Annotated in this window: 22 protein-coding genes, 1 other RNA gene and 1 pseudogene; 7 read left to right on the forward strand and 17 right to left on the reverse strand. The window is 72.7% G+C overall.

The features are described from left to right. The first annotated feature begins 1 nt into the window (after position 1). The gene (locus ACIRSS_RS19230) at positions 2–559 is read left to right on the forward strand and encodes a glucosaminidase domain-containing protein (protein ID WP_400896521.1); all 558 of its coding nucleotides are present in this window, start codon (positions 2–4) and stop codon (positions 557–559) included. Here the strand turns inward: ACIRSS_RS19230 and ACIRSS_RS19235 are convergent. The 3 genes from ACIRSS_RS19235 to ACIRSS_RS19245 all read right to left on the reverse strand — a co-directional run bounded on the left by ACIRSS_RS19235 (position 516) and on the right by ACIRSS_RS19245 (position 1,982). After that, positions 516–956, reverse strand: coding sequence for a hypothetical protein (locus ACIRSS_RS19235; protein ID WP_400896523.1), 441 nt, complete (start codon positions 954–956; stop codon positions 516–518). The two genes, ACIRSS_RS19230 and ACIRSS_RS19235, sit on opposite strands and share 44 nt — an antisense overlap. 64 nt (positions 957–1,020) lie before the next feature. Beyond that, on the reverse strand, positions 1,021–1,617 hold the full coding sequence (recR, locus tag ACIRSS_RS19240; protein WP_400896525.1) for a recombination mediator RecR: 597 nt from the start codon (positions 1,615–1,617) through the stop codon (positions 1,021–1,023). Positions 1,618–1,622: 5 nt separating this feature from the next. After that, complete coding sequence (locus tag ACIRSS_RS19245; RefSeq protein WP_400896527.1) at positions 1,623–1,982, reverse strand: YbaB/EbfC family nucleoid-associated protein; 360 nt, start codon at positions 1,980–1,982, stop codon at positions 1,623–1,625. A 78-nt stretch (positions 1,983–2,060) separates the two neighbouring features. Between ACIRSS_RS19245 and ACIRSS_RS19250 the strand changes: the two genes are divergently transcribed. After that, a complete protein-coding gene (locus ACIRSS_RS19250; protein WP_400896529.1) occupies positions 2,061–2,918 on the forward strand; it encodes an N-acetylmuramoyl-L-alanine amidase in 858 nt (285 codons plus the stop codon). Here the strand turns inward: ACIRSS_RS19250 and ACIRSS_RS19255 are convergent. Then, positions 2,903–3,257 (reverse strand): annotated as a pseudogene (locus ACIRSS_RS19255) (winged helix-turn-helix transcriptional regulator). The gene ACIRSS_RS19250 and the pseudogene ACIRSS_RS19255 overlap by 16 nt on opposite strands. Before the next feature lie 49 nt (positions 3,258–3,306). Between ACIRSS_RS19255 and ACIRSS_RS19260 the strand changes: the two are divergent. Then, entirely contained in the window at positions 3,307–3,738 is a 432-nt protein-coding gene (locus ACIRSS_RS19260) for a TIGR03618 family F420-dependent PPOX class oxidoreductase (RefSeq protein WP_400896531.1), read from the forward strand. A 3-nt stretch (positions 3,739–3,741) separates the two neighbouring features. On the opposite strand, the gene ACIRSS_RS19265 is transcribed toward ACIRSS_RS19260, so the two are convergent. Together ACIRSS_RS19265 and ACIRSS_RS19270 are read right to left on the reverse strand one after the other, a co-directional pair. After that, the gene (locus tag ACIRSS_RS19265) at positions 3,742–6,114 is read right to left on the reverse strand and encodes a DNA polymerase III subunit gamma and tau (protein WP_400896533.1); all 2,373 of its coding nucleotides are present in this window, start codon (positions 6,112–6,114) and stop codon (positions 3,742–3,744) included. A 43-nt stretch (positions 6,115–6,157) separates the two neighbouring features. Next, the gene (locus ACIRSS_RS19270) at positions 6,158–7,708 is read right to left on the reverse strand and encodes an ALF repeat-containing protein (RefSeq protein WP_400896535.1); all 1,551 of its coding nucleotides are present in this window, start codon (positions 7,706–7,708) and stop codon (positions 6,158–6,160) included. 55 nt (positions 7,709–7,763) lie between these two features. On the opposite strand from ACIRSS_RS19270, the gene ACIRSS_RS19275 reads away from it, so the two are divergent. Continuing rightward, positions 7,764–8,639 carry a spermidine synthase gene (locus tag ACIRSS_RS19275; RefSeq protein ID WP_400896537.1) on the forward strand — a complete coding sequence of 292 codons (876 nt, stop codon included), beginning with the start codon at positions 7,764–7,766 and terminating at the stop codon, positions 8,637–8,639. Positions 8,640–8,794: 155 nt separating this feature from the next. Here the strand turns inward: ACIRSS_RS19275 and ffs are convergent. From ffs to ACIRSS_RS19330, 11 genes are all read right to left on the reverse strand, one after another. Beyond that, positions 8,795–8,889: signal recognition particle sRNA small type (gene ffs, locus ACIRSS_RS19280), an RNA gene on the reverse strand. Between the two features lie 21 nt (positions 8,890–8,910). Next, entirely contained in the window at positions 8,911–9,510 is a 600-nt protein-coding gene (locus ACIRSS_RS19285; RefSeq protein ID WP_400896539.1) for a GTP-binding protein, read from the reverse strand. Then, positions 9,488–9,835, reverse strand: a complete 348-nt coding sequence (locus tag ACIRSS_RS19290; protein WP_364447434.1) for a DUF742 domain-containing protein — start codon at positions 9,833–9,835, stop codon at positions 9,488–9,490. Before ACIRSS_RS19290 ends, ACIRSS_RS19285 begins: the two co-directional genes overlap by 23 nt. Beyond that, entirely contained in the window at positions 9,835–10,269 is a 435-nt protein-coding gene (locus tag ACIRSS_RS19295) for a roadblock/LC7 domain-containing protein (RefSeq protein ID WP_361087652.1), read from the reverse strand. Before ACIRSS_RS19295 ends, ACIRSS_RS19290 begins: the two co-directional genes overlap by 1 nt. Next, positions 10,266–13,019: a nitrate- and nitrite sensing domain-containing protein gene (locus tag ACIRSS_RS19300; protein WP_400896541.1), complete on the reverse strand. Its 2,754-nt coding sequence runs from the start codon at positions 13,017–13,019 to the stop codon at positions 10,266–10,268. Before ACIRSS_RS19300 ends, ACIRSS_RS19295 begins: the two co-directional genes overlap by 4 nt. A 25-nt stretch (positions 13,020–13,044) precedes the next feature. Continuing rightward, entirely contained in the window at positions 13,045–13,833 is a 789-nt protein-coding gene (locus ACIRSS_RS19305; RefSeq protein WP_400896543.1) for an ABC transporter ATP-binding protein, read from the reverse strand. After that, a complete protein-coding gene (locus ACIRSS_RS19310; RefSeq protein WP_400896545.1) occupies positions 13,830–14,768 on the reverse strand; it encodes an ABC transporter permease in 939 nt (312 codons plus the stop codon). Before ACIRSS_RS19310 ends, ACIRSS_RS19305 begins: the two co-directional genes overlap by 4 nt. Continuing rightward, a complete protein-coding gene (locus tag ACIRSS_RS19315) occupies positions 14,765–15,733 on the reverse strand; it encodes an ABC transporter substrate-binding protein (RefSeq protein WP_400897564.1) in 969 nt (322 codons plus the stop codon). Before ACIRSS_RS19315 ends, ACIRSS_RS19310 begins: the two co-directional genes overlap by 4 nt. A gap of 658 nt (positions 15,734–16,391) precedes the next feature. After that, the gene (locus ACIRSS_RS19320) at positions 16,392–18,254 is read right to left on the reverse strand and encodes a glycosyltransferase family 39 protein (RefSeq protein WP_400896547.1); all 1,863 of its coding nucleotides are present in this window, start codon (positions 18,252–18,254) and stop codon (positions 16,392–16,394) included. Between the two features lie 81 nt (positions 18,255–18,335). Then, positions 18,336–19,847 carry a sensor histidine kinase gene (locus ACIRSS_RS19325; RefSeq protein ID WP_400896549.1) on the reverse strand — a complete coding sequence of 504 codons (1,512 nt, stop codon included), beginning with the start codon at positions 19,845–19,847 and terminating at the stop codon, positions 18,336–18,338. Continuing rightward, the gene (locus ACIRSS_RS19330; RefSeq protein WP_033261680.1) at positions 19,825–20,574 is read right to left on the reverse strand and encodes a response regulator transcription factor; all 750 of its coding nucleotides are present in this window, start codon (positions 20,572–20,574) and stop codon (positions 19,825–19,827) included. The genes ACIRSS_RS19325 and ACIRSS_RS19330 overlap by 23 nt, the downstream gene beginning before the upstream one ends. A gap of 175 nt (positions 20,575–20,749) precedes the next feature. Here ACIRSS_RS19330 and ACIRSS_RS19335 point away from each other — a divergent pair, with 175 nt between their 5' ends. The 3 genes from ACIRSS_RS19335 to ACIRSS_RS19345 all read left to right on the forward strand — a co-directional run bounded on the left by ACIRSS_RS19335 (position 20,750) and on the right by ACIRSS_RS19345 (position 23,326). Continuing rightward, positions 20,750–21,403, forward strand: coding sequence for a hypothetical protein (locus tag ACIRSS_RS19335; RefSeq protein ID WP_400896552.1), 654 nt, complete (start codon positions 20,750–20,752; stop codon positions 21,401–21,403). Positions 21,404–21,509: 106 nt separating this feature from the next. Then, complete coding sequence (locus ACIRSS_RS19340; protein ID WP_400896554.1) at positions 21,510–22,664, forward strand: sensor histidine kinase; 1,155 nt, start codon at positions 21,510–21,512, stop codon at positions 22,662–22,664. Continuing rightward, positions 22,661–23,326, forward strand: coding sequence for a response regulator (locus ACIRSS_RS19345; protein ID WP_400896556.1), 666 nt, complete (start codon positions 22,661–22,663; stop codon positions 23,324–23,326). The genes ACIRSS_RS19340 and ACIRSS_RS19345 overlap by 4 nt, the downstream gene beginning before the upstream one ends. Position 23,327 lies beyond the last annotated feature (1 nt).

The raw sequence follows: 23,327 nt of genomic DNA on the forward strand, positions 1-23,327 counted from the left end.
CATGATCCACATCGGACTGGCGGCGCTGCTGGCGGTGGTCCCGCCGCCCATCGACCAGGCGGCGGTGCGCGACGACGCGCTTTCCTCGGGCTTCCAGGAGGCGTACGTCGGCGAGGCGGGCCCGATCGCGCGGGCGATCCACGCGGCGTACGACATCCCGGCATCGGTGACGGTGGCGCAGTCGATCCTGGAGTCGAACTGGGGCCGCAGCAAGCTGTCGACGGCGGAGCTGAACTACTTCGGCTTCAAGTGCGTGACGCCGACGAGCCCGGGGCCGATCGCGCTGCGGTGCGCCCGCTACCCGACGACTGAGTGCATTCCGTCGCCGTGCCACCCGGTGGACGCGTTTTTCCGCTCGTACGCGTCGGTTTCCGACTCGTTCCGCGATTACGGACGGCTGTTGACGACATCGTCGAACTACGCGGCGGCGTTGCCGGTGCGGTCGGACCCGGACGCGTTCATCCGGGCGGTGGCGCGGAAGTACGCCACCGACCCGGAGTACGCGAACAAGGTGATCAGGTTGATGGACCTGTACGACCTGCGCCGCTTCGACCGGTGAGCTGGTCGATTTCCCGGTCGTGGAAGCGGCCTGTGAGCTCGCCGAGCTTCTCGAAGAACGCGACCCCGCCCAACGCGAGGGCGGAGAGCAGGTCCTCCTCGCCGGCGACATTGGTCAGGCTCACGTCTTCGCTGTACGCCACGGTGAGCCGCGCCAGGCCGCCGGGGATCGCCTCGAGCCGGAGTTCGCCGGGCTGGTCGGGCAGGCTCGTCGTGGCCTTGCCCGCCTCGCGGTACCGGGCCACGAGGCTGGCGATGTCGGACCACATCATCACGACCTCGGTGTCGAGCGTGGTCCGGCCGATGACGGCGGGCACTCCGAACGGCAGCTCGATCGAGCCTTCCACGAGGCCGGACTTCGCGGACCCGGGCAGCTCGGCGCAGTCGGCGATGTCCACGTACCGCCCCTTCCGGCCCCGCCCGATGAGCACGAACGTCCGGATCCGCGGAACCGGCCGCCCGTCAAAGGGCACGGCGGCCCGAAAGCGCGCGACCCAGGGTCAGCTCGTCCGCGAACTCCAGGTCGCCGCCCATCGGCAACCCCGACGCCAGCCGCGTCACGCTCAAGCCCGGGAAGTCCCGCAGCATGCGCACCAAGTACGTCGCCGTCGCCTCGCCCTCCGTGTTGGGGTCGGTGGCGATGATGATCTCCTTGATGTCCGCCTCGCCGATGCGCTTGAGCAGCTCGCGCATCCGCAGCTGCTCCGGCCCGATGCCGGACAACGGGTCGAGCGCACCGCCCAGGACGTGGTAGCGGCCCTTGAACTCGCGCGTCCGCTCGACCGCCAGGACGTCCTTCGGCTCCTCGACCACGCAGATGATCGTGAGGTCGCGGCGCTCGTCGCGGCAGATGCGGCACTTCTGCTGCTCGGAGACGTTGCCGCACACCTCGCAGAACTGCACGCCCTCCTTGACCTTGCCGAGCACGTCCTGCAGCCGCGCGATGTCGGCCGGGTCGGTGGCCAGCAGGTGGAACGCGATCCGCTGGGCGCTCTTCGGCCCGACCCCGGGCAGCCGCCCGAGCTCGTCGATCAGGTCCTGGACGACACCTTCGTACAAGTTCGTCAGCCGCCGAAGCCGAGGCTGCCGAGGTCCGGCATGCCGCCACCGCCGCCGAGGCCGCCGGCCAGCGGGCCGAGCTTCTGCTCGGTGAGCTTCTGCGCGCTCGCCGACGCGTCGCGGACCGCCGCGACGATCAGGTCGGACAGCGTCTCGACGTCGTCCGGGTCGACGACCTTCGGGTCGATCTTGAGGCTCTTCAGCTGGCTGTCACCGGAGACGGTCGCGGTGACCAGCCCGCCGCCGGCGCTGCCGGTGACCTCGGTGTTGGCGAGCTCTTCCTGGGCCTCGACGAGCTTCTGCTGCATCTGCTGCGCCTGCTGCATGAGCTGGGAAATGTCGAAGCCGCCGCCGGGTTGCGCCATGGTTCGCTCGATCCTCTCTGCACGCCTGTGTCATCCACCAGGGTAGTCGCGCCACGCGGGGTGCCGGGCTGTGGCACCGTGGTCGCCGTGCGACGCGCGATTGTCCCCCTCCTGCTGGCCGGTGCCCTGCTGCTCACCGGGTGCTCCGGCGACGTCCCGGCGGCGCCGGCGCCTGCCACTTTGACGACCAGGACGGTCACGCCCACGACCGTGACTTCCACTCCGCCGGGTTCATCGGCTCCGGTCGCGCCGCCGTCTTCGTCGGTCGCCGCGCCGCCGGTCGCGTCCGGGAAGGTCGTCGTGCTGGATCCCGGGCACAACGGCGGGAACGCCGCGCACCCGGCCGAGATCAACCGGCAGGTGCCCGCGGGCCGCGGGCAGACCAAGCCGTGCAACACCACGGGCACCGCGACCAACGCCGGCTACCCCGAGCACGCGTTCACCTGGGACGTCGCGCAGCGCGTCGGAAAAGCGTTGGCGGCCAAGGGGATCCGCGTTGTCTACACGCGACAGGACGACAGCGGCGTCGGCCCCTGCGTCGACCGCCGGGCGGCGATCGGCAACGAGGCGAACGCCGACGCGGTCGTCTCGATCCACGCGGACGGCTCGACCGCGGCGGGCGCGAACGGCTTCCACGTGGCGTACTCGTCGCCGCCGTTGAACGCGGCGCAGGGCGAGCCGTCGACGAGGCTGGCGCAGGTGGTCCGGGACACGCTGCGCACGGGCGGCTTCAGCACGTCGAACTACATCGGCGGCAACGGCCTGTCGGCGCGGACGGACCTGGGCGGGCTGAACCTGTCGACGCGCCCGGCGGTGCTGGTGGAGTGCGGCAACATGCGCAACGCGGCGGAAGCGGCCCGGATGACGAGCCCGGAGGGACGCCAGCAGTACGCGTCCGCCATCGCGGCGGCGATCGAGGCCTACCTGGCGGCCTGAGCCGCGACGACGGCGTCGCCGTTGACCGTGGCCCACTTCGTCAGGACGCCGATGGGCTCGACGAGGGTCTGCCCCGAGCTCGGTCAGGCGGTACTCGACGCGGGGCGGCGCCTCGGCGTACGCGCGGCGGTCGACGAGGCCGTAGCCCTGGAGCTTGCGCAACGTCTGGGTGAGGACCTTCCGCGAGATGCCGCCGATGAGGTCGACGAGCTCGCCGTGCCGCCGCGGCCCGCGGCTCAGCGCGAACACGACGACGACCGCCCACTTGTCGGCGATGATCTCGATCGCCAGCCGGGCCGGGCAGTCGGCGAGGAAGACGTCGCGGGAGAAGTCACCCATGGGAACCAAGGTACCCAGCAGTACCTTTCGGGTTCCTAGGCTCGGGAGCATGGAACTCCCCGAAAGCTGCCACCGCCTGTTCGAGCGGCCGTTCAACGCCGTGCTGACGACGATCAACCCGGACGGCTCGCCGCAGACCTCGATGGTCTGGGCCAGCCGGGAGGGCGACGAGATCGTGATGGGCATGGAGGGGCGGCGCCCCAAGGTGCGCAACATCCGCCGCGACCCGCGGGTGACCGTGCTCATCGAGGACCACGAGGGGCACGACGCGCGCGGGCTGCCTCAATACCTGCTGGTCCGGGGGACGGCCCGGATCGTCGGCCCGGACATCGCCGACGAGTTCACGGCCTTGATGGACCGGCAGGCTCAGCGGTACCTCGGCGTCCCGAAGTACCTGCTGGGCAACCAGGGCTCGCCGACCGCGGTGATCGTGCGCATCACCGCGGACCGGGTGACGGGCATCGGTCCCTGGGCGGCGTGAGCGTCAGTCCAGGGGGCGGGCGCCGAGGTGGTCGGCGAGGAGCTTGCGGGCGACCTCGTCCGGGTCCTGGTCCGGCGGCGGTGGGGGCGGCGGCGGGGCCGGGCTGGCGTCCTCGTTGTAGAGGTCTTCGTCGTCCTCGTCGGCGGGTTCCGGGGGCAGCGGGATGTCCGGCTCGGCGGTGGTCACCTTCGGCCGCGCCGGCGCGGCGGCGACCGGGGCGGGCGCGGGCCGTTCCGGCGCCGGGGCGGGCGCCGCGGCGGCGGCGGCCGTCGACTGCCGGGTGAACGACCGTTCCGGCGCGGGCGCGGCCTGCTGCGCCCGGGCGGCGGGCGCGGCCGGGGCGTTGCCGTGGACGCAGCGGACCCGCCAGTCGCCGCCCAGGACGTCGGTCAGCGCGCCGGCGATCTTCTGCGCGTTGTCCTGGTCGGACAGCCGGCGGGCCAGCGGTTCGGACTTGTGGGTGAGGGTGACGGCGTTCCCGTCGACACTCGCGACCGTGGCCTGGGTGAGCATCGCCTCGAGGCTCCGCCCGCCGGTGAACTTGCGCAGGGCGGCCATGAGCTGCGGCCAGACGTTCCGGATCGCGGCGGCATCGAACCCACCGGACGCCGCGGGGGCGTCGGGTTCGGCCGCGGCGGGCGGTTCCGCCGCCGGGGCGGGCGTGCCGCCGCCGGGAGTGCGCGGGGATCCCCAACCACCATCGGCGGACTGGGTCGCGGCGGCCTGCCCCGCTGGGGCCTCGGTGCCGCCGCCCGGGGTACGCGGAGTTTCCCAACCACCACCGGCGGGCTGGGTCGCGGGGGGCGCCGCAGCGGGCTGCGCGGCCGGGGTGCCGCCGCCCGGGGTACGCGGAGTTCCCCAACCGCCATCGGCAGGCTGGGTCGCCGGAGCCGCCGCAGCGGGCTGCGGGGCCGACGTGCCGCCGGCTGGGGTGCGCGGAGTTCCCTGCGCGGCCGACGTGCCCTCGGCCGGGGTGCGCGGGGTTCCCCAGCCGCCGTCGGCAGACTGCCCCGGCGCGGTGCCAGGCCCGGCCGCCGGAGCCGAGGCACCGGTCCCCGCGGCTGGTGCGGGTGCCGGCCGTGCGGCCGGTTCCGGAGCCGCCACCGGCGCCGGGCCGGCCGAACCCGCGCGCTGCGACGGGCGGGAAAACTCCTTCTCCGGCGCCGCTCGCAGCGGGGGCTCCACGCCACCCTCCGCCGACGCGCCACCGCCGCCGGCCAGCGTCGCCCGGCGCTCCAGCCGCTCGAGCCTCGCCAGGAGCGCGTTCTCCGCCTCCGTCACCGACGGCAGCAGCATCCGCGCGCACAACAGCTCGAGGACCAGCCGCGGCGAAGTCGCACCGCGCATCTCCAGAAGTCCATTGTGGACGATGTCCGCGTACCGGGACAGCGTCGCCAGGCCGATGCGTTCGGCCTGCGCCACCATCCGGGTCAGCTCTTCCTCCGGCGCGGACACCAGCCCGCCCGCGGAGTCCGGCACCGCGCGCAGCAGCACCAGGTCGCGCAGGCGATCGAGCAAGTCCGTCGCGAACCGGCGCGGGTCGTGCCCCGCCTCCGCGAGCTTCTCCACCGTCGAGAACACCGTCGCGGCGTCCTCCGTCGACAACGCGTCGACCATGTCGTCGATCAGCGCGACGTCCGTGACGCCCAGCAGCGCCACCGCGCGCGAGTACGAAACGCCGTCCGGGCCCGCGCCCGCCAGCAGCTGGTCCAGCACCGACTGCGTGTCCCGCGCCGAGCCGCCGCCCGCGCGGATGACCAGCGGGTACACCGACGGCTCGACCTCGACGCCCTCCGCGGCGATGTTGCGCTCCAGCAGCGCGCGCATCGAGCTCGGCGGGATCAGCCGGAACGGGTAGTGGTGCGTGCGCGAGCGGATGGTGGTCAGCACCTTGTCCGGCTCGGTCGTCGCGAAGATGAAGATGACGTGCTCGGGCGGCTCTTCCACGATCTTCAGCAGGGCGTTGAAGCCCTGCGTGGTGACCATGTGCGCCTCGTCGATGATGAACACCCGGTACCGCGACTCGGCCGGCGCGTAGAACGCCTTGTCCCGCAGCTCGCGGGCGTCGTCGACACCACCGTGGCTCGCCGCGTCCAGCTCCGTGACGTCGACGCTGCCCGAGCCCTCCGGCGCGAGCGCCTTGCACGAGTTGCACTCGCCGCACGGGTCCGGCGTCGGCCCCTTCACGCAGTTCAGCGAGCGCGCCATGATGCGCGCGCTCGACGTCTTCCCGCAGCCGCGTGGACCCGAGAAGAGGTAGGCGTGGTTGATCCGCCCGGCGGACAGCGCCGTGCGGAGGGGTTCGGTCACATGCTCCTGCCCGACGACCTCGGCGAAGGTTGCCGGACGGTACTTGCGGTACAGCGCGAGAGCCACGTCGCGAGGGTACCGGGCACCACCGACAACCTTCGCCGTGCGGTCAGGGCAGCTGGGCCAAGAGCGCGTTCACCTTGGCGACGTGCCCGGCGGTGAAGGCGTCACGCGCCCGCGCCTTGCCCAGTTCGCCGTCGAGGTACGGCTGCAGGTACGACTCCGGGCCGTCCAGGACGCCCTGCGCGACCGCGGTGACCTCCGGGCCCTCCGACAGCGTCTGCGCCACCCGGATCCGCAGGTCGTGCGTCCGCGCGATGTACTGACCGGTGGCCAGGAACGCCCGGACGTCGGCGACGGTGCCGTCCAGCGCCTGCTGCGCCGCCGACTTCGTCGCGGGCCCGCCGGCCGCCATGATCTGGTTGACCTCGACGCGGTCGTCGGTGTCGCGACCCGGGTAGTCCCGCGTGCGCAGCAGCGCGGCGACGCCGGCGTACGGCCCGGCGAGCGCGTCGCGGGCGGCCTGCCGCAGCCCGGGGCGGGCCGTGGGGTCGGCCGCGATCGCCGCGACGGCGGCGCGGTCGTCGGACTCCTGCGCGGCGGCGAGCCCACTGCGCACGAAGGTGACGACGTCGTCGTCCGTGCCGCTCAGCGCGGTGCGGGCGGCGTTCTTGACGGCGGCGCCGCCGTTGCGCAGCAGGTAGACCGCCGCGCGACGGCCGTTCGGCACGGTCAGCGCCGGGTCGGCCGCGTCGGTGAGCAGCTTGTCGTTGTCGGCCTTGGCCTGCGCCGCACGGGCGGCGGCGTCACTCGCCTGCTGGGCGGCGTCGGCGGCCACGCCCGCCGCGACCTGGGCGTCGTGCTGGGCCGCGGACCGCTGGGCGGCGAGCCGGTCGGTGTTCGCCTGACGCGCGTCCGAAGCGAGCTTCCGGGCCCGCTCCTCGGCGAGCCGCACGATGAGCGGGTGGTGGGCGGCCGCGCCGGCCTTGGCGCCGTCGAGCTGGCCCTGGACCGCGGCGAGCTCGGCGTCCCCGTTCGCGGCGACCTGCCGCCAGACGGAGAGGAAGTACCGGACGTCGGCCGGGGTGCCATCGAGCGCGGTCTGCGCGGCGGCCTGGACCTCCGGACCGCCGGCGGCGAGCGCCTGGTTTGTCGTGATGCGGTCGTCGGTGTCACGTGCCTGCTGCAGGCCGGTCTCGAGGAACGCCCGGACGTCGGCCGGCGTGCCGTCGAGCGCCTTCTGGGCGCGGGCGTTCACGACCGGGCCGCCGGTGCTCATGGCCTGGCCGACGGCGATGCGGTCGTCGGCGATGCGCGTCTGGGCCAGGCCGGTGGCCAGGAAGGCACGAACGTCCTCGATGGTGCCGTCGAGCGCCTGCTGGGCGGCGCGCTTGGTGGCCGGGCCGCCGGTCGACAGCGTCTGGGTCACCCGGACCCGGTCGTCGTCGTCCTGGGCCCGCTGGCGGCCGGTGGCCAGGAAGGTCTGCAGGTCGGCCGGGCTGCCGAGCAAGGCCGCCTCGGCGGCTCTGGCGACGCCGGGCCCGCCGGTTTCCAGGTACCCCACGGCCTGGGCCCGGTCGGGCAGCGCATCCGCGGCCGCCGGCGTCGCGAAGACACCGGCGGCGAGCGCCGCGGCGACGATTACTGCGTTTGCACGCAAGGAAATCCCCCTCGATCGATGATCGTTCCGCTCACTTATCGCCAGGCCGGGCGGAATGTTTCCGATACGCTCCGACTTCGTGAGCCGTTCTCGAAAACCCGGTCCGGTGCCCGGGCGGTACCCGGTCCGGTTCGGGACGGCGGAGCTGCTGCGCGACGCCGACCGCGGCAACGCCTGGCTGGTGTCGGTGGACGGCGTCGCCCAGTCGTACGTCGACCTCGACGACCCGGCCCACCTGGAGTTCGACTACGTCCGGCGGTTCGGCGACGTCGTGGACCACCTGCCGCTGGGCCCCCTGGACGCGCTGCACATCGGCGGCGCGGCCTGCACGCTGCCGCGGTACGTGGCGGCGACGCGCCCGGGTTCGCGGCAGCTGGTGTTCGACGCGGACGGCGAGCTGGTGGAGCTGGTCCGCGCCCAGCTCGGGCTGCGGGTGCCGGGCCTGCGCGTGCGCGTCACGGACGGCCGGGCCGGCCTGGCGACCCGCCGCGAGGACACGGCGGACCTGGCGGTGGTGGACGCGTTCGAGCGCGCGACGCTGGCGGGCGGTCTGGCGACGGTCGAGGCGACGAGCGCGATCGCGACGATCCTGCGCCCGCCGGGGATCTACCTGGCGAACATCACGGACGGCTCGGGGTTGCCGTTCGCGCGCCGGTTCCTGGCGACGCTGCGCGAGGTGTTCCCGGAGGTCCTGCTGCTGGCGGACCCGGCGGTGCTGAAGGGCCGCCGGTTCGGCAACTTGGTGTTCGCGGCATCGGCCGCGCCGCTGCCGACGGCGGAGCTGGCCCGCCGGACGGCGTCGGCGGCGTTCCCGACGAGGTGCGTGGAGGGCGCGGAGCTGCGCAAGCTGGCGGGAAGAGCGGCCCCGATCACGGACGAGGACCGGCCACCGTCGCCGCAGCCGCCGGAAGACGTGCTGGGCCTGTTCTAGGCGGCCGGCAGACCGACAACCCGCGAGGATGGCCGCGGCAGACCCGCAGACCCGCGAGGGAGGCACCGTGGGGGTCCGGGGGCTCGGCCCCCGGGTGAAAGGACGGAATGAAGGGCCCGGCGAAGGGGCGAAGCCCCGAGAGCCGGAGCCCGAAAAGAAGGGGACCCCGCGCACCCGTCAGAGCCTGCTTATCCTTGCTGCCTTCCGGCCCTGGGGAGGTTCACAGGGTGGACGCCGCGCGGGGTCCGTCGCCAAGTGTAGCGGGCCCGGATCAGGCTCCCGCGCCCGCCTGGGCACGGGCCTTCTTGAACGTGTTGTGCAGGACCGCCAGCAGGGCGTCCCGCACCGAAAGCTTCTGCCGCGCGTCGAACGTGATCAGCGGGACGTCCTCGCTCACCGCCAGCGCCCACCGCACGTCGTCCAGGTTGTGGCCCAGGGATCCGTCGAACATGTTCACCGCCACCACGAACGGCAGGCCCGCGTTCTCGAAGTAGTCGACCGCCGGGTAGCAGTCGTCCATGCGGCGGGTGTCCACGATCACCAGGGCCCCCAAGGCGCCGTGGACCAGGTCCTGCCACATGAAGCCGAAGCGGTCCTGGCCCGGCGTGCCGAACAGGTACAGCTTCACCTCGTCGTCGATCGTGATGCAGCCGAAGTCCAGCGCGACCGTCGTCGTGGTCTTGGCCGGGACGTGGCCCGTGCGGTCGACGTTCGCCGCCACCGACGTGATCGCCGCTTCCGTCGTCAGCGGCTTGATCTCCGAAATGGCGCCGACCGCCGTCGTCTTGCCGACGCCGAAGCCGCCCGCGATGACGATCTTGACCGGGGCCGGTGGGCGGGGCGCCGCCTCAGTGAATGGCTTCGAGTCCACGAATGACCCTTTCGATCATGCCGAGGTCTTGCGACGTGTGGTTCGCCGGCCGCCGGACGACGACGTAGCCCAGCTCGGCGAGGTCGGCCACCAGCACGCGGGCGACGCCGATGTGGAGGCCGAGCATGGCCGCCACCTCGGCGACCGACATGGTGGTGCGGCAGAGGGAAACGATTTCCTGCCGTTCGAACGTGAGCTTCGGGTGCGACGCCGCGCCCAGGCGGGACGTCATGACCTGCGCCTCGATCTCCAGGCTCTGGTCGACCGGCTGGGCCCGTCCCGAGGTCATCAGGTACGGCCGAAGCAGCGAAGGTTCTTCGGTCATCACGAACCCACGGTGTTCTTCAGCTCCTCGATGAGCCCCGGCGTGAGGACCTCGGTGGCGCGGTTGGCGAACATCGCCATCTCGTAGGCGATCGTGCCGAGGCTCGCCTGCTTGTTGGCCAGCACGCCGAGCGAGCAGCCGATGCTGATGGTGCAGACCAGCAGGTACCCGTGCTCCAGCTCGATGATCACCTTGTCCGGCGAGCCGAGCGGGTGGCTTTCGGAGACGCCGTGGGCGAGGCCGAGCATGGCGGAGGAGATCGCGGCGAGGCGGTCGGCGTTGGACCGCTCGAGCTCCGACGACATCGCGATCAGCAAGCCGTCGGCCGAAACCGCGATGGCGGCGATCGCGCCCGCCGTGTGCTGCGCGAAGCGGCTCACCAGCCAGTTGAAGTTCTGGGCTTCGACACTGACGCCAGCTGCGGGGATGCTCATTTCCTGCTCTCTTCTGCTCGTTCCGTCACACGACCGGCGACCACGCCTCGCGGCGGGCTGTCTGCCGTCACCACGTCCGCCTTGGCGAGGCCGGCGGCGAACGCGTCGAACGCCGCTCGCTCGGCCGCCGGGTCCCGCCTGGTGCGGTTCACGACGGCGCGGGCGATCGGCCTGCCCGCGGGCTGCTGGCGCAGTCCGGGGGCGAGCTGGGCACCCGGGACGCGGCGGACCAGGCCGTCCCGGGACTGCGGCGCGGCCGGGACGCCGGCCGGCGGGGTCGTGAGGTGGTGCGACGCGGGCATCGCCGAGTCGCCGGGCACGCGCACCGGCAGGGACGCGCCGTCGCCCGGCGCGGGCACGGGCGCCGTCACGACGGTCGGCGGCGCGGACGGCGGGTCGTGCTCCATCGCGCTGACCTCGGCGGCCTTCGCGAAGGCGCTCTCGAACCCGTCCATGGCGGCCCGGGTCGCGTCCGGGTCGTGGCGCGGTTTCTCCCCGGCCACCGGCGCGGTCGTGCCCGGGCTGGGCAGCTGCGCGCCGCGGACGCGCCGGCGCAGGCCACCGCGGGACTCGGTGTCCGGTTCGGCCGCGGGCGGCTCGGCGGGTTCGGTGTCCGGCCACACCGGTTCGAGCTGGTTGAACCAGCGGAAGCCGTTGGCGCGCGGGATGTCGAGCAGCGCCGGGATCGCCGGCGCCGGCAACGGCTCGACCGGCCGCAGATCGTCCGAAGTGGACACCGCGACCGTGGACACCGCGACGGCCTCCGCGGGCCGCGCGTGGACCGGCGCGGGAGCCTGCGCCGGGATCGACGGCGTCTCCCTCGGCGGCCGCAGCCCGGAACGGTGGCTGAACAGCGACGGCGGGATCGTCAGCCGCGCGGTCACACCGCCGGTGGTCGGCGTCGCGAGCAGTTCGACGCCCAGGTCGTAGCGCCGCGCGAGGCGGCCGACGACGAACAGGCCGAGCACGCTGGTCGGCGCCAGCTCCAGGCGTTCGCGCTCGACGAGCCGCTGGTTCTCCTCGGCCAGCTTCTCGGCGGTCATGCCGATGCCGTGGTCGACGATGTTCACCAGGCAGGAGCCGTCGGCGAGGATCATCGTGTCGACCTCGACCACCGACCCCGGCGGCGAGAACGACGTCGCGTTCTCCAGCAGCTCGGCGAACACGAGCACCAGGTCGGCGCCGAGGGCCGACGACAGCAGGATCTCCGCGACCACCCCGAGCTTGACGCGCTGGTAGTCCTCGATCTCGGCGAGCGCGGAACGCAGGGCCGTGGACAGCTCGATCGGGCCGGCGATCCGGGCTTCGTCGCGGGTGCCGGATACCACGAGCAGGTTGTCGGCGTTGCGGCGCAAGCGGGTGGAGAGGTGGTCGAGCCGGTAGAGGCTGGCCAGCAGCCGGGTGTCCTGCTCGTTGCGCTCGACCTCGTCGATCAGCGCGAGCTGGCGGCCGACGAGGTTCTGCGTGCGCTTGGCGACGTTCGCGAACATCAGGCTGGTGTTGCGCCGGGTCAGCGCCTGCCGTTCGACCAGCTCGGCCGCGGTGGTCTGGACCCGGTTGAACGCCGCGGCGAGCTTGCCCAGCTCGTCGCTCGAGACGACGTCGATGGTGGCCAGCCGCGGGACCTGCTCCTCGGCCTCCTCGGTGTCGGTCACGCGGACGAGCTCGGTGCCGGCGAGGTCGGCGACCGACGTCGCCGCGCTGGTCAGCCGCCGCAGCGGCCGGGCGATCGACCGCGACACCGCGACGGCGAGGAAGGCGACCAGCAGGAACAGCAGCCCGGCGCCGACACCGACCGTCCAGGCCAGCCGGGTGCCGGCGTCGGCTCGCCCGGTCGCCGCGTCGGCGATTTCGCCGGTGACCCGCTCCTGCACCAGTTTCCGCTGGCTCGCCTGGCTTTCCGACGCGGTGAGGACGTCGGTGACGTACCGGGTGGTGGCCGCCGGGTCCCGCGGGTTGCCGATCTGGGCGGCGAGGTCGTCGATCCGGCGGCCGGCTTCGCTCTCCTCGACGTTGACGACGAGCGCGGACTGGCCGCGGTCCTCTTCGTCGTCGGCCTGCTGGACGAACCGCTCGGTGAAGATCGGCGCCTGCTGGGTCGCGTCGTCCAGGATGGACCGGCCGGCGTCGGGCGACACCGCCGTCACGATCAACGCCATGCCGCGCAACGAGTTCTCCTCGTTCGCGCGCAGCAGCGCCTCCAGCGCGGTCAGCTCGCGGGTGCCCTCGGCGTCGCTGGTCAGCTGCGGGACGAGCCGCAGCGAGTCGATCACCGCCCCGATCACCGCGTGGTAGGTGCGGGCGACGCTGTCGAGCGCGACGCCGCGCAGCTGCGCGTTGTGCCGCAGCTCGTTCAGCGACCCGATCCGGGTCAGGGCCGCGGAAAGCTCGTCGGGCGCGTCGGCACCCAGCGACGACCGGACGTTCTCGACCGCCGCGTCCACCGCCTTCTGCTGCTGGAGCATCTGGTCGGCGGGCATCGACGGCGTCGCGACGAAGGCGCCGGTGAGCAGCCGTTCGCGCTGCAGCTGCCAGACCAGTCCGCCGAGCTGCTGGGTGTGCCGCGCCACCGTCGCCGACTGCGTCGCGGCCACCGCGCTGTTCGCCTGGGTCAGCACGAACGGCACCGACACCAGCACCACCGCGGCCAGCGGGGGCAGGAGCAGCAGGTTCAGCTTGCCGCGAATGCCGAGCCGGGCCAGGATTCCCCCGCCGCCGGCCCGTTCCGCGGTCGCCCCGCCGTGCCTCATCCCGCCACCTTCCCGTCTTCCGTTCTCACTCGACCGCGGCCACCCGGCTCACGTGCCCGCGGTGCTGCTCCCGGACCAGGTCCTCGATCCGGGCGCGCAGCGCGAGGAACCGCGGTTCGCGCTTCACCGCCAGGTCCCGCTCCGCGGGCAGCGTCACCTCGACGTCGGCGGCGATCCGGCCGGGGTCGGAGGCGAGCACCACCACCCGGCCGCCCAGGAACACCGCTTCCTCGACGTCGTGGGTGACCATCAGCACCGTGGTGCCGGTGTCGGCCCACACCTGGCGGATGAGCACCTGCATGTCCTCTTTGGTCTGGACGTCCAAGGCGCCGAAGGGTTCGTCCAGCAGCAGCACGTCCGGTTCGCAGGCGAGCGCCCGCGCGATCGCGACGCGCTGCTTCTGGCCGCCCGAAAGCTGTTTCGGCAGCGACTTGCGCACGGCGTGCAGGCCCGTCTCGGCGAGGTACCAGTCGACGCGCTTGGCGCGCTCGGCCGCGTCGACCGGCAGCAGCTCGAGTCCGAACGCGACGTTCTTCTCGACGTTGCGCCACGGGTAGAGCGCGCCCGCCTGGAAGACGAGCCCGCGGTCCGGGCCGGGGCCGGTCACCGGGACACCGTCGAGCACGATCTCGCCCTCGGTCGGCTTGCTGAGCCCGGCCACCAGCGAAAGCAGCGTCGACTTGCCCGAGCCGCTCGCGCCGACGACGCAGACGAACTCGCCGCGCAGCACTTCGAGGTCGACGCCGTCGAGCGCGCGCGTCACCTTGCCGCGCACGGTGTAGTCCTTCGCGACGTTCCGCAGTTCCAGCGTCATGCCGCCCACTTCCCGACCCGCGTGCGCAGCAGGCGCAGCAGGACGTCGATGACCAGCCCGGCGATCCCGATGACCACGAGCACGGCGAAGATCTTGTCCGTCTGCAGGAACCGCTGCGCGCGGACGATCCGGTACCCGAGACCGGCCGAGGAGTTGATCAGCTCGGCGACGACCACGAAGTTCCACGCCGCGGCTGCGTTGACGCGGATCGCGTCGATCATGCCCGGCAGCGAGTGCGGCACGACGACCTTGCGCAGCACCTCGCCCCGGCGCGCGCCGAGGGTGTAGGAGACGTCGATGAGCGCGCCCGGCACGCCGCGGACGACGTCGGCGGTCATCAGCGTGTTGAAGAAGACCGTCCCGATGAAGAGGATGGCGATCTTCGACGGCTCGCCGAGGCCGAGCCAGATGATCAGCAGCGGGATGAACGCGCTCGCCGGCAGGTAGCGCAGCAGGCCGATCAGCGGCTCGAAGAACGCCTGCCCGGCGGCGAAGGTGCCCATCAGGATGCCGAGCGGCACCGAGACGAGCACGGCGAGACCGAAACCTTCGAGCACCCGCTGGGTCGTCGCCCACAGGTCGCCGAAGAGCTCACCGGTGCTCGCCATGTCGACGCCGGCCTTGACCACCGCGGCCGGCGACGGCAGGAACGTCGAGTCGACGGCCCCGCTGACGCTCAGCACGACCCACGCGAGGAACGGGATCGCGAACGACAGCACCGCCAGCGTCCAGCGCGCCCCCGCGGAAAGGGGCGTGCGCAACGAAAAGAGCGGTGACGCGGCCTTGGGCGCGGCCCGGCGCGGCAGCGGGGCCCAGGCCGGGCGGCCCCGGCCGGACTCCTGCTCCTCGGCCAGGCGCTGCTCGGCCTCCAGCGCCTCGGCGGCCCGCTCGTCGGCCGTGACCGCCGGGGTGGTGCGCTGGGTCGGACCGGTCACTGCGGTGCGGCCTTCACGAACTGGTCGTCGAACAGCCCGTCCAGCGACGGCCGCTGCTGCGCGAGCCCGGTGTTCACGATGAAGTCGACGATCTTGTTCGCCTGGAAGTCGAGGTGCTGCGCGGTGACGCCCGGGGTGAACGCGTCGATGTTCTGCTGGCGCGTGAAGATCGTGGTGCCGGCGTCGTAGGACTTGTAGTCCGCGTCGGACACACCGCCGCGCTTGGCCATGATCTTGATGGCCGCGTCCTTGTTGTTCTTGATCCAGGTCAGCGTCTCGAACCAGGTGTTGACCAGCGCCTGGACGTCCTTCGGGCGCTCCTTGACCAGCTTCTGCGACGTGACGAGGTGGTCCGGGATGGCGCCGGGGAACTCCGCCGACGTCGAGATCGCGCGGCTGCCCTTGCGCTCGAGGGCCTTCGAGGTGAACGGCGCGAACGCGCCCACCGCGTCGACCTGGCCGGCGACGAACGCGGCCGCGGCGGCGTCGGTCGGCAGGTTGACCAGCTCGATGTCCTTTTCGGTCAGCTTCGCCTCCTGCAGCGCGAGCAGCAGCAGGTAGTGGTCGACCGTGCCCTGCTCGACCGCGACCTTCTTGCCCTTCAGGTCGGCGATGGCGTTGATGCCCTCCCGCGCGATGATCTTGTCGTTGCCGGTGGAGTTGTCGTTCACCAGCACGATCGACAGCTTGGCGCCGCCCGACGCCGAGGAGAGCGTGTCGTTGAGGGTCTGGCTGTTCGCGTCGATCGCCCCGCTGGACAGCGCGTTGATGCTGTCGGTGTAGTTGTCGAAGTACTTCAGGTCGACGTTCACGCCGTTCTTCGCGAACAGTCCCTGTTCCTGCGCCACCTGCCAGGGGAACCAGCCCGGCCAGGCGCTGAACCCGAGGGTGATCTTGCCGCCGGTGCCGGAAGCGTCGCTGTCGCTGCACCCGGAAAGGGCGGTGACGCCGGCGAGGGTCAGCAGGGTCAAGAGCACCGTCAGCAGACGGGGGCGGGAACGGGAAATCACAACGAACTCCAGGTTGCGGGGGAAGTGGAGTGGTGCCGTACCAATGGGGGAATTGCGGTGCTCGGAACTACGACCGGTGACGACGAGGAGGGGGGTCGGGCCGAGCGGCGCCACCGCGCACGGTCATCACTGCTCTCTTCCAGCCGCACCTGATCGGGTCATGGCGAGAGAACAGGACCGGGAGCACCCCCAAAACCCAGCACTCAGCGCGCTGGGTCAGCCACCCCTTGTCCCTCTCCCGGCGGAGAGCCTAGCGAGTAGCACAAGATCCCCACAACGCCTCGGCAGTGCATCCGAACGAGTGACCATCAACCGTGTCAACCAGCAACATCGACAACTTCGAAGATCGAGTACCGCCGTGTTTCTGTCGGCCGCCCGGCCAAGATCGCGGCCGCGGGCCCGTGCAGTTGCACGGGCCGTAGTCCCTCGTCGTTACGCCGCCCCGTGATCATCACCGAGGGCTACTCGCGAGAGCCGAACAATCGTTCGCAATGCACCGGTCAGCGAGACCGTGTTCGAACAGGTGTTCGCCCCCGTCGATAGCGCACCGGGTCCGGGGCCGCGAATGATTCCTCGACTGTTAACACGCCTGAAACAATCGGCCGAATTTCGATCAATTGACCGATTTCGTTAGGTCGTAAATCGTCGTGCCGCCGACGGTCATCGGCGCGAAGTTCTGCTCGACCCAGGTCTCGATCTCGCCCGAGGTCCCGCGGCCGCCGCCGAAGCCACCGCGTCCCCCGGCGACGTAGTAGTGGATGTCGCCGGCGGCGACGTACTGCTGGAACCGCGCCAGCGTCGGCGCCGGGTCGCTGCCGCTGAAGCCGCCGATCGCGAGCACCGGGCGGCCGCTCGCGAGCGCCAGGCCGGCCGACTGCATCGCGCCGCTCTGCGCCGCGGCCCACTTCGTCGTCGTGCCCTTCAGCAGGTCGATCACCGCGGTGTCGGTCTGCCCCTCGCCGAAGCCGCGGCCGAACCCGCGTCCACTCGCGACGGACGGGCCGGACGACGGTGTCCCACCGGAGTGCGCGGTCGCCGCGGTGGCGACGGTGAAGGACGCCGTCCCGAGCAGCGCGCCGACCAGGCCCACCGCGGCCACGGCGGGGCTCAGCCGCCGGACGCGGTCGGCGCCGAAGAGCAGCGCCAGGACGGCGGCCGCGCCGAGCACGAGCAGCGCGTAGCGGATCCACGGCTGCCAGTCCGGCGTCCGCGCGAGCAGCACGAACCCCCACACCGCCGAGACCGCGAGCATGACGGCGAGCACCGCGCGGGCCGCGAAGTTCGCCCGGCCGCGCCAAAGCTCACGCGCGGAGATGCCCAGCGTGCCGGCGATCCCGGGGGCCAGCGCGACCGTGTAGTACGGGTGGATGATGCCGCTCATGTAGCTGAAGACGAGCGCGGTGACGACCAGCCAGCCGCCCCACAGCAGCAGCGCGGCGCGGGTCCGGTCGGTGCGCGGCGCGCGGCGCGTGAACCACAGGCCGGCGACCAGGCCGATGACGGCGGCGGGCAGCAGCCACGAGGCTTCCCCACCGAACTCGCCGCTGAACAACCGCGTCAGGCCGGTTTCGCCGCCGAAGCCACCGAAGCCGCGGCCGCCGGCGCCGCTCGGTGGGGTGGACGTCCCGCCGCCACCACGGCCCTCACCGAAGATCCGGCCGAGGCCGTTGTAGCCGAAAGCCAGTTCCAGCACGGTGTTGTCGGTCGAACCGCTGATGTACGGCCGGTCGGCGACCGGCCACAGCGCGACGGCCGCGATCCACCAGCCCGCGGAGACGACCACGGCCCCGGCCGCGGCGAAGAGCTGACCGATCCGGCGCCCGAGCGACGTCGGCGCCGCGACGGCGTACGCCAGCACGAACGCGGGCAGGACGAGGAACGCCTGCAGCATCTTGTCGAGGAAGCCGAACCCGATCGCGACCCCGGCGAGCACCAGCCACATCGTGCTCCCGCGTTCGAGCGCGCGCACGACGCAGTAGGCGCCGGCGACGAGCAGCAGCACGAGGAAGGCGTCGGGGTTGTCGTAGCGGAACATGAGCGCGGCGACCGGCGTCAGCGCGAGCGCGGCGCCAGCGAGCAGGCCGGCGGCGGGCCCGGAAAGCCGGCGCACGGCGAGGTAGAGCAGCCCGACGGACGCGACCCCGGCGAGCGCGTTCGGCACGAGCAGGCTCCAGCTGGAGAAGCCGAAGATCCGGCCGGACAACCCCATGACCCACAGCGAGAACGGCGGTTTGTCCACGGTGACGACGTTGCCCGGGTCGAGCGAGCCGAAGAACAGGGCCTTCCAGCTCCACGTGCCGGCCTGGGCGGCCATGGCGTAGAAGTCGTTGGCCCAGCCGGTCTTCGCCAGATCCCACAGGTAGAGCAGGCCGGTCCCGACCAGCAGCGCGGCCACGGAAGGCTTGACCCACCGCGGTTTCCGGACGGCTTCGGGAGCGGGCTGGGCGTGTGCGGGCGCCGACAGCGTGGTCGTCATGAGGCCCACCGTGTCGGCGCCGCATGTGGTGAACTTGTGCCGAAGCTGTGCGTCAGCTGTGCATCGGCTCCGATCGGGTGATCACGACGGCGCCGGCGCCTCCGGGAACGTGATCTCGAACTCCGTCCGCCCCGGCCGGCTCTGCACTCCGACGCGGCCGCCGTGCACGCCGACCACCGCCGCCACGATCGCCAGCCCGAGGCCCGTGCTCCCCGCCGCCCTGGACCGCGAGTTGTCTCCGCGGGCGAAGCGCTCGAAGACGTCCGGGAGGACGTCCGGTGGGATACCCGGGCCGTCGTCGGCCACGTGCAGCCGGACCACTCCGTCCGATGTGGACAGCGCGGTCGTCACCGTCGTGCCCGCCGGGGTGTGCGTGCGCGCGTTGGCCAGCACGTTGATCACCACCTGGTGCAGCTGGCCCGCGTCGCCGAGGACGCCGAGCGGCTCGCCCGGGACGTCCATCAGCCACTTGTGGTCCGGGCCCGCGACGTGCGCGTCCGCGACCGCGTCGGCCACCAGCCGGCACAGGTCCACCCACTCGTGCACCACCGGGCGCCCGGAGTCCAGGCGCGCGAGCAGCAGCAGGTCCTCCACCAGCGTCGTCATCCGGCGCGACTCCGACTCGACGCGGCTCATCGCGAACGCCACATCCGGCGGCACCTGCTCGCCGCTGCGCCGGGTCAGCTCGGCGTACCCGCGGATCGCCGCCAGCGGCGTGCGCAGCTCGTGGCTCGCGTCCGCGACGAACTGGCGGACGCGGTTCTCGCTCGCGTGCCGCGCGGTCAGCGCGTTCGCGACGTGCTGCAGCATCCGGTTCAGCGCCGAGCCGACCTTGCCGACCTCGGTGCCTGGATCGGTGTCCGCCTCGGGAACCCGTTCCGACAGCGCGACTTCGCCGCGGTCCAGCGGCAGTTCGGAGACGCGCGTCGCCGTCGCGGCCAGCCGGTCGAGCGGCTTCATCGTGCGCCGGATCGTCGCCGCGCCCACCGCGCCGGCCACCAGGATCCCGGCGAGCGCGACGCCGCCGAGGATGAAGCCCAGCCGCCAGAGCGTCTCGTTGACGTCCTTCAGCGGCAGGCCGATGACCGTCTTCTCGCCGCTGCGCGAGATCGTCGACACGACGCGGTATTCGCCGAGGCTGCCGCCGAGGTCGATGCTGCGCTGCTTCCCGTCGGACGGCACCGCCAGCAGGGTCAGCACCTGGGCCGTCGGGATCGCCTTCAGCGGCGGACGGCGCTTCGACGGCGTCCCCGCGCTGAAGTCGAGCACGCCGGCCTGCGCCTGGTTGCCGGTCTGGACGACCGCGAGCGTGCCGTCGCCTTGGCCGAGCACGCGCAGCGGGTCCGGCGGCGGCGCCTCGCCGTAGGGCCACGGTGGGCGTTCCCCGCCGTGCGCGGCGCGGTCGGTGGCCGCCTTGAGCCGGTCGTCCTGCTGGCGCACCAGGAACTCGCTCAGCGCGAACTCCGTGACGACGCCGACGACCACGCACACCAGCGCGAGCAGCGCGGCGAGCTGGACGATCAGCCGCCGCCGCAGCGACCACGGCCGCCGCACCCGGAACCGCCGCCGCTCAGCCCGCTGGCTTGAGGACATACCCGGCGCCCCGCATGGTGTGGATCATCGGCTCGCGGTCGGCGTCGATCTTCTTGCGCAGGTAGGAGATGTAGAGCTCGACGATGTTGGCCTGGCCGCCGAAGTCGTAGCTCCACACGCGGTCCAGGATCTGGGCCTTCGACAGCACGCGCTTGGGGTTGCGCATGAGGTAGCGCAGCAGCTCGAACTCGGTCGCGGTGAGCGGCACGAGGTCGCCGCCGCGGTGCACCTCGCGGCTGTCCTCGTCGAGGGTGAGGTCGCCGACGACGAGCGTCGACCCGCTCGCGCCGGTCACCCCGCCGGCCCGGCGCAGCAGCGCGCGCAGGCGCAGCGCGACCTCTTCGAGGCTGAAGGGCTTGGTGACGTAGTCGTCGCCGCCCGCGGTGAGCCCGGCGATGCGGTCTTCGACCGCGTCCTTCGCCGTCAGGAAGAGCACGGGCAGGTTCGGTGCCTCGGACCGCATCCGCCGCAGCACTTCGAGACCGCTGAAGTCGGGGAGCATGACGTCGAGGACGACGGCGTCGGGCCGGAAGTCGCGCGCGATCCGGACGGCCTCCGTGCCGTCGCCCGCGCTGCGCACCTCCCAGCCCTCCATGCGCAGGGCCATCGACACGAGCTCGGCCAGCGTCGCCTCGTCGTCGACGACGAGAACCCGCACCGGGCTCCCGTCGGCGCGGCGCAGGTCGGCCTTGCCAGGGCCGGGTGACGTGGCGTTCATAGCGGTCATAGTGCCATCTTCTCGGCGGCTCTTCAGTGCTCACTGTGACACCGCTGTGCGTTTCCTGTGAAGGTCCTTCGTTCGGGTAAGGGAGCCACAGCACGCGCTGACGGCGCGCACAGCTCAAACACAGCCACGGCGGCGAACCTGGCCTGGACCAGTGTGGGCACGACCGGAGGACACGATGACGACCGAGCCGAACACCCCGCCGCCGAGCGAGCCGGCCCCCGCCGCGAACACCCCGGCCTGGGGTGAGCCGGCCCCGGCCAACTGGGGCGACCCGGCCCCGGCCGCTCCCAAGAAGGGCTGGTCCGGCAAGAAGACGGCGATCGCGGCCGGTATCGCGGTGGTGATCGCGGCCGGCGGCGGCGCGGCGATCTGGGCGGGCACCAGCAGCGCGGACAACTCGGCCCAGCAGGGCGGCCCGGGCGGCTTCGGCGGCGGCCAGTTCCCCCGCGGCGGCCAGGGCCAGGGCTTCCCGGGCGGCGGACCGGGCGGCGGCATGGCCGCGCTGCGCGAGGCGTTGCACGGCGACTTCGTGGTGTCGAACGGCAGCGGCGGCTACACGACGGAGCGGCTGCAGACGGGCGACGTGACGGAGCTGAGCGCGACCTCGGTGACGCTGACGAGCAAGGACGGCTACAAGCAGACGTACACGCTCAACGACTCGACGCAGAAGACGGGCGACGTGAAGCAGGGCGACACGAACGTGACGGTGGTGGCCAAGGTCGAGGGCACCACGGCGACGGCGACCACGCTGGGGCAGGGCTTCCAGCCGGGCCAGCGCCAGCCGGGCCAGCGCCGCGGCGGGGAGTATTCGGCCCGCCCGACGAACTGAGCCGGGAGCCCCGCCGACCAGGGACCGCCCCGGTGCCGCGTCCCCCTCCCGCCGCATCGGGGCGTTCCCGCCCATCCCGCCCCGCGACTAGGGCAAAGTGGCAGCTGTGCACGACATCAGCGGCTCCCTGCGACGCCAGTCGCTGCTGGTCGCGCTCGTCTGCGTCGTCTGCGATGCCGCGCTCTTCGGCCTTCGCGCCCCGCTCGCCGAAGCCGGCTGGCGGGCCTGGGCCGTCCTGCTCGGCGGGGTCGCCGTCAACGCCGCCCTCGCCGGACCCGCCCGCTACTCCGGCTGGGTCGCCCTCGCGCACGCCGTCCTCTTCGCCGGCGCGCCCCTGCTGCTCTGCACCTGCTCCGGCTACGTCGTCGGGAACAACGCCGGCATCCTCATCGCCGGCTACCGGGCCGGGGCCTGGCTGCGCCCGAAACCCGCCGTCCTCGCGCTCCTCGCGTTGCTCGCCGGGGTCGTCGCCGGGTGCCTCGAAGGCGGCGGCCGCACCGCGTCCGACTGGCGGCTGACCGCCATCAGCGTCAGCGTCAGCGGCCTCCTGCCGTGGCTGGTCGGCCGGTACACGACGGCCCGCCGCGCCTACATCGCCGACCTCGAACGCGCGGCCGACGAACGCCGCCAGCACGAAGAAGAAGCCGTCAGACGAGCCGTCCTCGAGGAGCGCACGACCATCGCGCGCGACCTCCACGACGTCATCTCCCACCACGTCAGCGCCATCGGCGTGCACGCGGGCGCGGCCCGGCTCGGCCTCCCCGACGGCGACGGCCCGGTCCGCAAGTCCCTCGGCGCCGTCGAGTCCGCGAGCCGCTCGGCGATGGCCGACCTGCGCCGCCTCCTCGACCTCCTGCACGCGCAGCCCAACGCCGAACAACCCGGCCTCGACAACCTCGACGAGCTGGTCGAGACCGTCCGCGCGGCCGGCCTGCCGACCCGGCTGACCCTGCGCGGCGAGCCCCGCGACCTCCCCGGCTCGCTCGACGTCGCCCTGTACCGGATCGCCCAGGAAGCCCTGACCAACGCGCTGCGCCACGGCGAAGGCCCGGTCGAGGTCGAGCTGCACCACGGCCGCACCGAGGTCGTGCTCACGGTGACGAACGGCCTGCGCGCCGGCCGCGTCCCGCAGGAAGAGCACGCCCACCGCGGCCTGGCAGGCATCCGCCAGCGCGTCACCCTGTTCGGTGGCCAGGTCTCCTACGGCGAATCCGACGACCAGTGGCAGCTGCGCACGACCTTCCCGGTGGAGAGCACATGATCCGCGTCCTGCTGGCCGACGACCACGCGATGTTCCGCTCCGGGATGCGCGCGCTGCTCGACACCCAGCCCGACTTCACCTGCGTCGGCGAAGCCTCCGACGGCCGCGAAGCCGTCGCCGAGACCGCCCGCCTGCGCCCGGACGTCGCGGTCCTCGACGTCCGGATGCCCCGCCTCGACGGCCTCGCCGCGACCGAAGCCATCCTCGCCACGCCGGGCAACGACACCCGCGTCCTCGTGCTCACGACCTACGACGCCGACGAGTACGTCTACCGCGCGCTGCGCGCCGGGGCGAGCGGGTTCCTGCTGAAGAGCCTGGCGCCCGAGGAGCTGGTCGCGGCGATGCGGGTGGCCGCGCGCGGGGACGCGCTGATCGACCCGTCGGTGACGCGGCGGCTGGTCGCGAAGTTCACCGCGGTGCTCGAACCCGCGGCCGCCGAGCCCCCCGAGCTGGCCCGGCTGACCTCCCGCGAACGCGAAGTCCTGCTGCTGATCGCCAACGCCTGCAGCAACGCGGAGATCGCGCGGCAGCTGCACGTCGGCGAGGAGACGGTCAAGACGCACGTTTCGCGCGTGCTGAGCAAGCTCGGGCTCCCCGACCGCGTGCACGCCGTCGTCTACGCCTACCGCCACAAACTCGTGCCGGACGGGCGACCGGCCTAAG

This window comes from Amycolatopsis sp. NPDC101161 (assembly GCF_044768185.1).
Classification (GTDB): Bacteria; Actinomycetota; Actinomycetes; order Mycobacteriales; family Pseudonocardiaceae; genus Amycolatopsis.

What these genes read in the sequence shown, in the direction of transcription:
- ACIRSS_RS19305 (WP_400896543.1), bottom strand. Translation starts at nt 13,833, where the DNA reads ATGACGCTGGAACTGCGGAACGTCGCGAAGGACTACACCGTGCGCGGC.
- ACIRSS_RS19325 (WP_400896549.1), bottom strand. Translation starts at nt 19,847, where the DNA reads ATGTCCTCAAGCCAGCGGGCTGAGCGGCGGCGGTTCCGGGTGCGGCGG.
- ACIRSS_RS19290 (WP_364447434.1), bottom strand. Translation starts at nt 9,835, where the DNA reads ATGACCGAAGAACCTTCGCTGCTTCGGCCGTACCTGATGACCTCGGGA.
- ACIRSS_RS19300 (WP_400896541.1), bottom strand. Translation starts at nt 13,019, where the DNA reads ATGAGGCACGGCGGGGCGACCGCGGAACGGGCCGGCGGCGGGGGAATC.
- ACIRSS_RS19260 (WP_400896531.1), top strand. Translation starts at nt 3,307, where the DNA reads ATGGAACTCCCCGAAAGCTGCCACCGCCTGTTCGAGCGGCCGTTCAAC.
- ACIRSS_RS19245 (WP_400896527.1), bottom strand. Translation starts at nt 1,982, where the DNA reads ATGGCGCAACCCGGCGGCGGCTTCGACATTTCCCAGCTCATGCAGCAG.
- ACIRSS_RS19330 (WP_033261680.1), bottom strand. Translation starts at nt 20,574, where the DNA reads ATGACCGCTATGAACGCCACGTCACCCGGCCCTGGCAAGGCCGACCTG.
- ACIRSS_RS19275 (WP_400896537.1), top strand. Translation starts at nt 7,764, where the DNA reads ATGTTTCCGATACGCTCCGACTTCGTGAGCCGTTCTCGAAAACCCGGT.
- ACIRSS_RS19345 (WP_400896556.1), top strand. Translation starts at nt 22,661, where the DNA reads ATGATCCGCGTCCTGCTGGCCGACGACCACGCGATGTTCCGCTCCGGG.
- ACIRSS_RS19335 (WP_400896552.1), top strand. Translation starts at nt 20,750, where the DNA reads ATGACGACCGAGCCGAACACCCCGCCGCCGAGCGAGCCGGCCCCCGCC.
- ACIRSS_RS19295 (WP_361087652.1), bottom strand. Translation starts at nt 10,269, where the DNA reads ATGAGCATCCCCGCAGCTGGCGTCAGTGTCGAAGCCCAGAACTTCAAC.
- ACIRSS_RS19320 (WP_400896547.1), bottom strand. Translation starts at nt 18,254, where the DNA reads ATGACGACCACGCTGTCGGCGCCCGCACACGCCCAGCCCGCTCCCGAA.
- ACIRSS_RS19230 (WP_400896521.1), top strand. Translation starts at nt 2, where the DNA reads ATGATCCACATCGGACTGGCGGCGCTGCTGGCGGTGGTCCCGCCGCCC.